The following is a 9,089-nucleotide window of genomic DNA, read 5'->3' as shown; positions in this document are numbered from 1 at the left end:
ATTACTGCATCTTTTAAAGATTTAGTCGCTTTTATTTTAGGAACTCTTTTATCTTCAGTCTTCCAAGGCTTTTTAGTTCCATCTTCAAGAGTCATTTCTCCTTCTCTTCCTTTTTGTACTTTAGTTAGATATTTAACTCCCATCAATGTCAATTCTTCACCATCTTGTAGTACTTCGTTTCTTTTTTTTTCTATCACATCAAGCATCTCTCTTACTCTTATCTGTGATACACCTAATTCTTCTGCTACTTCTTTTAAAAAATCTACTTTTTTCATATTTTATTAATCTCCCTTTTCTCATATAATTTTCATTTGATAATAATAAGGGGTAATTTTATTATTTTTATTAACCCCTTACATAAGTAATATGTTTTAAGCGACCCTTTTTTAAACCACTTTTCCCCACCAGCTAATTACAGCTTTTACAATTTGAACGATATCCCTTTTTACCATTTTTATCAAACTTAGATAGCAGCTTAATTTTTCCACATCTACTACATTTTTTATATTTTCCTTTACAAACAGATATATAATAATAATTTTCTTCATAATTTTTCTCATATACATCTATTATTTTATTTACTATTTTATTTATTTGATTATTTATTGCTTGAGGAGTTATATTCATTAAATTTGAAATAAACTCTAATGATTTATCTTTTCTATATAAATTTAAAATATCTTTTTGTACTGTGGTAAATTCAGTTTTAGATATAATATTATTTAAATCCATAACTATACATGTTAAATCATCTTGTAAATCATTGCCCTTTTGAACCTTTAGAAGCTCTTTAACATGTGATTTATCAAACATATCTAAATAATCCCATTCTGGGCTTCCAGCATCTGCTAATGGTGCTTTCCATATAATAGGTTTCTCTATAGAATTTTTAACATCAGTCATATCATTTTTTAATGCATTTAAATTTTTCCTAACTATTCTCTTAAGTTTTAACTCTTCTTTACTTAATTGTTTATGTCCTAATTCTTTATACTTAGCTTTATACCATTCATAAGTATCTGAATATGTTTTTATAATTGGATATTTTCTAATATCTTTAGGTTTGACTTTTATATCTTTTATTTTTTTATAGTTTTTAGGTAGTTGAAAAAATGCAAAAGAATTGTCTTCTAGGAATCCATCTTTATTAGAAGTGTTTGAATTTATATTTCCACCATTTGCAGGTGCTATTTTATTTAGAAGTGCTTCTTCCTGACATGCTCTATTAAATAACTCTTTTGAATTGTATATTCTTATTTTAGTTTCTTTAGGTTTGTCATCTGCTGATAATATGTAACTCCCCATTATTTCTAATGCTTTTGCTATATTAGAAGTGGAATATGTGCTGTCTGCTTTATTTAATAGCAACTTAATTTTTGATGTATTATGATGTGTGTACTCCCATGTACCATTACTGTTACTAAAAGGATTTTTAACATCTATATATTTGACTGGATTAATCTGATTATGGTCACACCAAGTAATGAATCTATTATAGTCCATAACTATCTCTTCTCCATCAATAGTAACATAATATACACCATCTTTATCTAAAGGGCTATCTGATGTTTGCTCAAATATATTTTCCCAAAATTTATCATTGAATTGTTTTTTTTCTTGATATTTCACTCTAGTAATAATATTCTCATTTCTTTTTGCAAGAGTATTATAAAATGTATCCATATAACTTCTATTTGACTCTTCAAACCATGTGTGTTTTACCCCTAATCGTTCCTCTATGTGTTTAATTCTATCTTTGCTATTGCCTATGCTATAATCTAAATTCTTTATGTAATCTTGTGCAGATTTCCCATCTATTTCTTCATAAAAATTGTTATTATTATATATCAATATTATATCTCCTTTCCTTGCAATCCATCATCATAATCTGTATCATCATAACCCCAAATTTCATCTTTAAAATCCTCCTTATGCCTTTCATTTATAATTTTATATGAAGACCTTTTACTCATCTCTATATATGTATCTATTTCTTTTTCATACTCATCACTCTTATATAAATTTATTTCTTCTAACGACTTTAAATCTTCTAAATATATTAGTTCTATTTTTTTTCTCATAATGCCCCTTTTATTTTTAATTTACCTTGATTTTAAAATTGATTTGCAAAGATTTGCTTTCTTTGACTTAAATTTATAGATCTATTATTATAGATATGCATAAGTAATTATATATCATTTTTTTGCTCTAGTATCAATACCAAAATCTGTCTTAATTTCCGATAACATTTCCCCTATTTTATTCTTTTTTTCTTATTAATCTTAGTGTTTAGATTTTCTAATTCTTGATATAAATTTGCAAAGAGATGCTTTTTTTGATTTGAATTTAAGTTATCCTTAAACTTATATATTAGATATCTAATGGCATGTATTTTATCCATTCTGTCTTTTAAAAACCATGTATTTCTAATTGATTCAATATCTTTCAGTAAATCTTCATATAAATTTACTATACTTACCACTCCCTCTATATTTCATAATTCAAATATTTATACAACAACTCACGCATTCTTCTGCTAGGTATATAGATATTTATTGGCTCTCCTTTTCTTATCCTGCTTCTCCATATCCATTGCAATAAATCACTTACAGCTAATAAATCTACATTTACATTTATTCTTCTATCTTGAAAAAAGCTTTGCTCTATAGGATTAATATATCTATTATAAACATATGCCAAATTACTTCTATCTTGGTAACTATTAGTAGCTCTTATATTGAAAGCTAGAAAACCTCTAGCGTATCCATCACCTTTTAAATCTTTTTTAACTTCTTCTAATGTTGTCCATAGATTATCTTTTGTTCTAGAATTACATATATTCTTGAAGTATGTTTGCAAATTAGCTTTAAGTCTTTCTTTCTCTTTATTTGTAGCTCTTCTCAACCAACTAGCCGATAATTCTGTATGCTTAAAACTTTCCCTACCTTCAATAAAATAATTACTATTTAGTTTGCTTTTACCATTATCTTCATATACTCTTATAAGTTTTTTTAAATTTGTTCTACATTCATTTTTTTTATCATATTCTTTCAACTCATATTTTTTATTTTTAGAATTAAATACAATTGAATAGTGTTCATATTCCATACCAAAATACTTATAATAGTATGCTTGTAATTGTCCTTCAAATAAATAAGTTAGAATATATGCTTCATCAAACAAATCAAATATTTTATATGGGAAAGTCCAAAACATAAAATTACTTCTACTCATATATAAATTATTATTATTTGCTAGATATTTTATATCTCTAAACTTGCCATGATAATTATTATCTCCTAACCATACAACTCTCCCATCTTCTTGTACTCTTATTAACTCTTGTTTAAATAATATTTCTTTATCCTTTTCATCAATGTTCTGAAGTTCTATAATAGACATAACTTCATCCAATATCAAAACATAATTATTATTTTTCAATCCTTCAATTACCTCTTCATCAGCGTATTTAAACAACTGATGAGACATACAAATATTTTCACCTTCAGCTATTAAACTTTTTAAATTTCTAAACTTACTCCCCTTACCTGAACTAGTTCTATTATTTGGTTGTATCATATTTCTAGTTGTAACACTCCTTTGTATTCTCTCACATTCATTTATATATGGTGTTACATAAAGATAACTTCTAGTATCATTAATGTTGTTCATCATCTGTATTGCAAATGATGATTTTCCACTCCCCATAATAGAATCTATTACTTTTATTTTTCTCAAGCAATACCCTCCTTTTTTACATTAAGAATTTTTATAATACCTAAACCTTCTTTTTCTCAATAGTCACTTTTCATTTTCCCTAGAAAAACAGGGGTTTTTTTTAATTTTTTTTTCTTGTCCTTAAAGAAGATATATATATAACCTTCTTATTCTTTTTTTTAAGTACTGTATTTATTGACTTTTTTTAATTCATCCTTAAAGAAAATCCATAATATAAGCTGACATTTTCATCATTTATCCTCCTTTTATGTGACTTATAATTCAATCGCAAGATAAAAAACATCTTGCAATTGTTCTTCGCAACAAGTTGCTTCAGAAATTTTATTACCCTCTATGTTCTATTTATATTTTAAGTATAACATATACCTTCTTCGTTCTCAATAGTTTTCAAAAAAATATCTACCCAAATTTTTATGAGTAGATATTTCTGTATTTAATCAGGCATATTATTAAATATATTTTTAATAATAGGATTTTCTTTCTTTATCTCTTTTTTTTCTTCAGTTATAGTTGTTTCTTTATTTATCATATATGAACCATTGTCTAAACACTGTTTCAATAGTTTATTTTCTTCTTGAAGATTCTTCCACTCTAAAATGATTCTCTCTAAAGCTGTATTCCTACTACTTATATTTTTATCGCTTTGATACTTTTCTATTTCATCAAATATATCCTCTTCTAAATAAAAACTAGATGATTTTTTCATATAATACCACTCCTAGAATTGTTCCATACCTACTTCAAATAAGCCCTTAGATGTAGCCATTTGAGCATCTTGAGACACTTTAAATCTATTGTCAAATGTCATATGTAATGCAGTACCACCAGACACATATACATCCATCTCATCAATATTTTTCCACTTAGAGGAAATTCTTTGAGCAGTACTTTCAGAAGCCATTATATAAGCAACCTTTTTAAGTTCATCATAATCATTAGAACTATCTATCTCATTAAGTTCTCTTATTATTCCCCTATCCTTTAATTGTTTCTGAACCATTGTTAATGCATCCTGATTTCCAGCTTCTAATGTATCAGATAGTTTATCATTAAATACAAAACCCTTTTCAAAGAAAGACATCTCAGTACTTCTAAAACCTATTGAAACCATGCCAACAGCCTTATCTTCATTTACTTTTCCTTCCAATGTATGAAATAATGCAGCATCTCCTTCTCTAAAAATTGATATATCAGATATTTTTATTTCTTTGTGTCCACCTTTTATTTTATCTTTTACTTTAAATGTTTTACCTTTATATGTATCTATTACTTCTTTTAATGTAGTTTTTCTAAATGATTTATATGGAACACCCATCATTATTTTTACTTCATCAGCTACAGCTATTTCATTAAGAGCGGCTGCAACTAATATTCTCATTGTAAAAGATGTTTTTGAATCATCAGAATTTCTAATAGGAGTTATACTTTCTTTTTCTGCTAGAGATCCTACAAAGTAACTAACACTTTCAAAATCTATATATATAGGGTCTGTATATTTTTCAAAATCTATATTTCTGCCATCGCCAAATACAGATTTAAATAAACATTCTTTAACCATTCCATTATATTTACTATATCCTTTTACATATCCTCTTCCTATATCTAATCCTATAACTTGGTAATTTTCTTCCATTTTTATTCCTCCTAAGTAAATATTTTCTATATACATTATATCATATAAATAGTTAATTTTTGCATTAAAATTGCACAAAAATTCAACTATAAAATGACATATTTTATATTTAAGTTTAAATCCATACTAATTTCAAACTATTTACAGTTCAAATATACACTAAAAAATATTTGTAATGCTTTTTAGTTTATATTTGAACTGTATTCAACCTAAATATACATCAAAATTTTAATACATTTAAATATATTATCTATGTTTATCTCAATCATAAGTTTTAGTTTTCAGCAGAATATTGAAATTTATTTTCTTACAGACGATATTTTAATTTAAATTTAATAAAATGACCTATATTACAAAACAATATTAACAATTTATCCTTTTATATTTTTTTAGTAATTTTCTAAATAATACATACAGACCTTTTCAGTATATATTTTTCTTATTCAAAGTAGAATTTTAGAATGAAATCCTTAGAATTATCTTTAGACATAATATGATTTTATACGAAAAATGCAGGTTCATCTCGTCTGTAAATCCGTCTGCATTTATATGTTTTTTTTGAGATGTAGAAATGAAAGGACTACACACAATTATTTATCCACAAACAAGTCACTTTCCTAAAAATACCCCCTATCTATTTTTACTTTAATTTATTATGTTAAATATCATTTTTATCTTATTTAATTAATATAAGTATTGCTTTTTACTCATTTTCTAAATCATTATTTTTGTCAGTAATACACGGCATAAAATTAAGTATTCTATGCCATTTTTATAAAGCCTAGTATTTTCAACATCTTTAAAGGTATATTATTTTAATTTGTCAGTAAAATGTCAGTTATTACTTTTTATACGCTATAAAACTATTGTAATCACTATATTATGTGAACTTTAAAGTATTAGGTTTTATATAAAATATCACTTATCTTATATGAAAATTTTTGTTATGGATTAGAAAGTCTTATAGACATTAATATAGACATTAACTTGACATTAATTCAATATCATAATATTAAACAAATTTTAGGACTTATAAGCATTGACATAACTAGACTTGAACAAATATATAAATAATACACTTCATAATTATCACGTTTATACTTGCAACATTGTAGTCGTTCATGGTATAATAAACTTGTACCAAAATTTAACATAAAGGGGGAACAATAATGTGGGTAAGCATAGTAGACGTATCAGCAAAGTTTTATTGTTAAAGAAAGTTTTTATTATAACCTTTAACATAGTGAGTATAATAAGTTCTCTAATAACTATCTATTGTTTTATTAATAAGTAAAACAATAAGCCTATACAAGAGTGTACCGACTCTTGTATGGGTGATACGTCTACTATATATTATAACACATTTAAACAAGCTATGAAAAGAGATACTAAAACATGTATATTGTATGGTGTTGGTTGTTTAATAGTTATTATTGCATTAATAATAAACATTAAACGATTGTTTTAGGAGGTGGGTACTGATTAATGAAACTAGATTTATTGAAACAATACAGACTTGAAAGGGGACTAACACAACAACAATTATCTACTTATATTGATATGTCTTATCGGAGTTATTCAAGTAAGGAGAACGGGCAAAGACCTTTCTATATTGGAGACTTAGAAAAGATATTCGATGTACTAAATTTAAGTGATAAGGAAATATTAAGTTTGTTGGATAGAAAAAATGTATAGTATAACACTCAATAGACTAGGTTGTAACATATCTAGTCTATTTTAATGTGTAAATATATTTCAGAAATATTTTGCCGAAATATATTTACATATTATTCCATTTATGATATTATCTAATCATAGTAAGAAAAACTTACTAAATAATTTAATATTGGGGGGTGTCTTGATGAAGTTCACTAAAGACAAAATAAAAGAGCTTATCGAGTTGGTGCAACAACTTGAAAAGCTCATAGTTCAGATAGTCAAATCTGCTGAACATATTTTTATATCTTTAATATCTTTATTAAGCTGGGTTTTTATTTTTATCTATATTATATTTAATTAAAGATAACATAAAACCTTACAATATACCTATAAGTACATTATATAGGTATATTGTAACACACCCAATATTAATTATACAAGAGGTGATTTAATGAACCAACATACAAATACAATCTTTAAAATACTTCGATTTTTAGGATTATGTATATTCCTTTATTTCGCATTAAAAGCCATGTACATAGTTTATTTGTAAAGTAGGTGATAGAATGAAACTAGACAAAGTTTCACAATTAAGAAAAGATAATAAATTAACTCCAACCGAACTAGCATATCATTTAAATATGTCTGTAAGAAGTTATCAAAATAAAGAAAAAGGCAAAACAGAGTTTACAGCATCAGAAATTGAAAAGCTTATAAATCTTTATGATATAGAAGCAAGGGAAATACTTAACATTAAATAAAATAATTTAATAATACTCAATAGACTAGATTGTAATATATCTAGTCTATTTTATTATAACAATACATCGTACAAGCTATTTAAATCCATTTTAAGCACATTGTAACATACCCACTTTATGTTTGTACCTTTATTTTTTAGAATCGAATATAAAAATAAGCTAGAATTATATATCTAGCTTACAGTAGTTTTTTTAATGTATTAATTTGTTCTTGTACTATTGTTTTACTTTTAGTGTCTAACTCTCTATAATTATTTAATAGTTGTTTTTCTTCTTCTTCTAGTTGTGTATTCTCTCTATCGTCTGTAAGACAAGTTATATAATCTAATGATACATCATATAATTTTGCTAAATCTTTTAATTTATCTATATCTATTTTTCTTCTGCCATTTTCCCAATTTTGAATACTTGTATAATGTACATTTAGTTTATTTGCAATTTCTTGAGTAGATAAATTCATTTCTTTCCTTAATTCTCTTAATCTGTTCATTGTATCACCCCTATTCTTTATATAAATAATAACATAAAGATATATTAAATACAATTTTTTTAAGACTCAATGTCTTGTAATTGCCGATATTCAAGACTCAATGTCTTTTTTTATTAATGTTTTTTAGAATTATCATTGACTTTAAAGACAAAACGTCATATAATTAAATCATAGCAAGGGAGAACAAAGAAAACACAGAGCCACCTCTCAAATGAAGTAACAGACGAAGGCTTCTTAAAACTCTAGCTAATATCTTAAAGGGTTCTATTAAGAAATATTAAACTACTATTAAAAATTATTACCTTTAAGTTGACCTTTAAATGGTGTGAATGGTGAAAGGCACACAACACAAATATTCCACATAGTTTTTTCTTCATTTTTTAACTACAAAAATGGATTAGTCAAACTAGTTGGTGAGGTGTTCCCAACATTAAGATATTAAATAAATGAAATATATAAAGGTTTCCAGTTGTTAGCCTATAAAAATCTGAGGTATCAACAGCAGTTGCTTCTATAATGGCACTCAATATAATTTAATATGACATAGCAGTTGTGAAGTACTGCATTATCAAAAGTACTAGAGATTAAGCATTAAAATTATAGTTTGTACTGCTTAACACCTAAATGGTCATAAACTATCTAACATTTACTAATATAATTTAAGCTATTTATTTTAGATTGTTTTAGTAAGTGTTAGAATACAACACTTAAATTATGATATAATAATAAAATAGGAGTGTGAACGGCATGGATGAAAAAATATTAGAGTTATTACAAGAAATGCAAAAGGATATTAAAGGAATGAAGC

General features: G+C 25.5%; 11 protein-coding genes. 3 read left to right on the top strand and 8 right to left on the bottom strand.

Going from position 1 to position 9,089, the window contains the following annotated elements; all coding sequences use genetic code 11:
* From IC213_RS20015 to IC213_RS19985, 7 genes are all read right to left on the bottom strand, one after another.
* Nucleotides 1–275: HU family DNA-binding protein (locus IC213_RS20015; RefSeq protein WP_227863550.1), on the bottom strand; the 275-nt coding region annotated here is incomplete at its 3' end.
* Nucleotides 276–408: 133 nt separating this feature from the next.
* Nucleotides 409–1,851, bottom strand: a complete 1,443-nt coding sequence (locus IC213_RS20010; RefSeq protein WP_227436916.1) for a hypothetical protein — start codon at nt 1,849–1,851, stop codon at nt 409–411.
* A 2-nt stretch (nt 1,852–1,853) separates the two neighbouring features.
* The gene (locus IC213_RS20005) at nt 1,854–2,081 is read right to left on the bottom strand and encodes a hypothetical protein (RefSeq protein ID WP_227436914.1); all 228 of its coding nucleotides are present in this window, start codon (nt 2,079–2,081) and stop codon (nt 1,854–1,856) included.
* 173 nt (nt 2,082–2,254) lie between these two features.
* Entirely contained in the window at nt 2,255–2,482 is a 228-nt protein-coding gene (locus IC213_RS20000; protein ID WP_227436912.1) for a hypothetical protein, read from the bottom strand.
* Between the two features lie 5 nt (nt 2,483–2,487).
* Nucleotides 2,488–3,738, bottom strand: coding sequence for a hypothetical protein (locus tag IC213_RS19995; protein WP_227863549.1), 1,251 nt, complete (start codon nt 3,736–3,738; stop codon nt 2,488–2,490).
* Between the two features lie 433 nt (nt 3,739–4,171).
* Nucleotides 4,172–4,444: a hypothetical protein gene (locus IC213_RS19990; protein WP_227863548.1), complete on the bottom strand. Its 273-nt coding sequence runs from the start codon at nt 4,442–4,444 to the stop codon at nt 4,172–4,174.
* A 12-nt stretch (nt 4,445–4,456) separates the two neighbouring features.
* Nucleotides 4,457–5,371, bottom strand: a complete 915-nt coding sequence (locus IC213_RS19985) for a ParM/StbA family protein (protein ID WP_227863547.1) — start codon at nt 5,369–5,371, stop codon at nt 4,457–4,459.
* Nucleotides 5,372–6,856: 1,485 nt separating this feature from the next.
* Here IC213_RS19985 and IC213_RS19980 point away from each other — a divergent pair.
* The 3 genes from IC213_RS19980 (at nt 6,857) to IC213_RS19970 (ending at nt 7,791) form a co-directional block, all read left to right on the top strand.
* The gene (locus IC213_RS19980; RefSeq protein ID WP_227436908.1) at nt 6,857–7,066 is read left to right on the top strand and encodes a helix-turn-helix domain-containing protein; all 210 of its coding nucleotides are present in this window, start codon (nt 6,857–6,859) and stop codon (nt 7,064–7,066) included.
* Between the two features lie 166 nt (nt 7,067–7,232).
* Nucleotides 7,233–7,391: a hypothetical protein gene (locus IC213_RS19975; RefSeq protein WP_227863546.1), complete on the top strand. Its 159-nt coding sequence runs from the start codon at nt 7,233–7,235 to the stop codon at nt 7,389–7,391.
* Between the two features lie 205 nt (nt 7,392–7,596).
* Entirely contained in the window at nt 7,597–7,791 is a 195-nt protein-coding gene (locus IC213_RS19970) for a helix-turn-helix domain-containing protein (RefSeq protein WP_167641004.1), read from the top strand.
* Nucleotides 7,792–7,969: 178 nt separating this feature from the next.
* On the opposite strand, the gene IC213_RS19965 is transcribed toward IC213_RS19970, so the two are convergent.
* Nucleotides 7,970–8,281 (bottom strand): helix-turn-helix domain-containing protein, encoded by a 312-nt coding sequence (locus IC213_RS19965; RefSeq protein ID WP_227436906.1) that lies wholly within the window; start codon nt 8,279–8,281, stop codon nt 7,970–7,972.
* Nucleotides 8,282–9,089: the final 808 nt, after the last annotated feature.

Source organism: Clostridioides sp. ES-S-0049-02 (genome assembly GCF_020658465.1).
Taxonomy (GTDB): domain Bacteria; phylum Bacillota; class Clostridia; order Peptostreptococcales; family Peptostreptococcaceae; genus Clostridioides.
The sequence above is the reverse complement of the archived record's forward strand: the minus strand, read 5'-3'. Positions and strand labels throughout refer to the sequence as shown.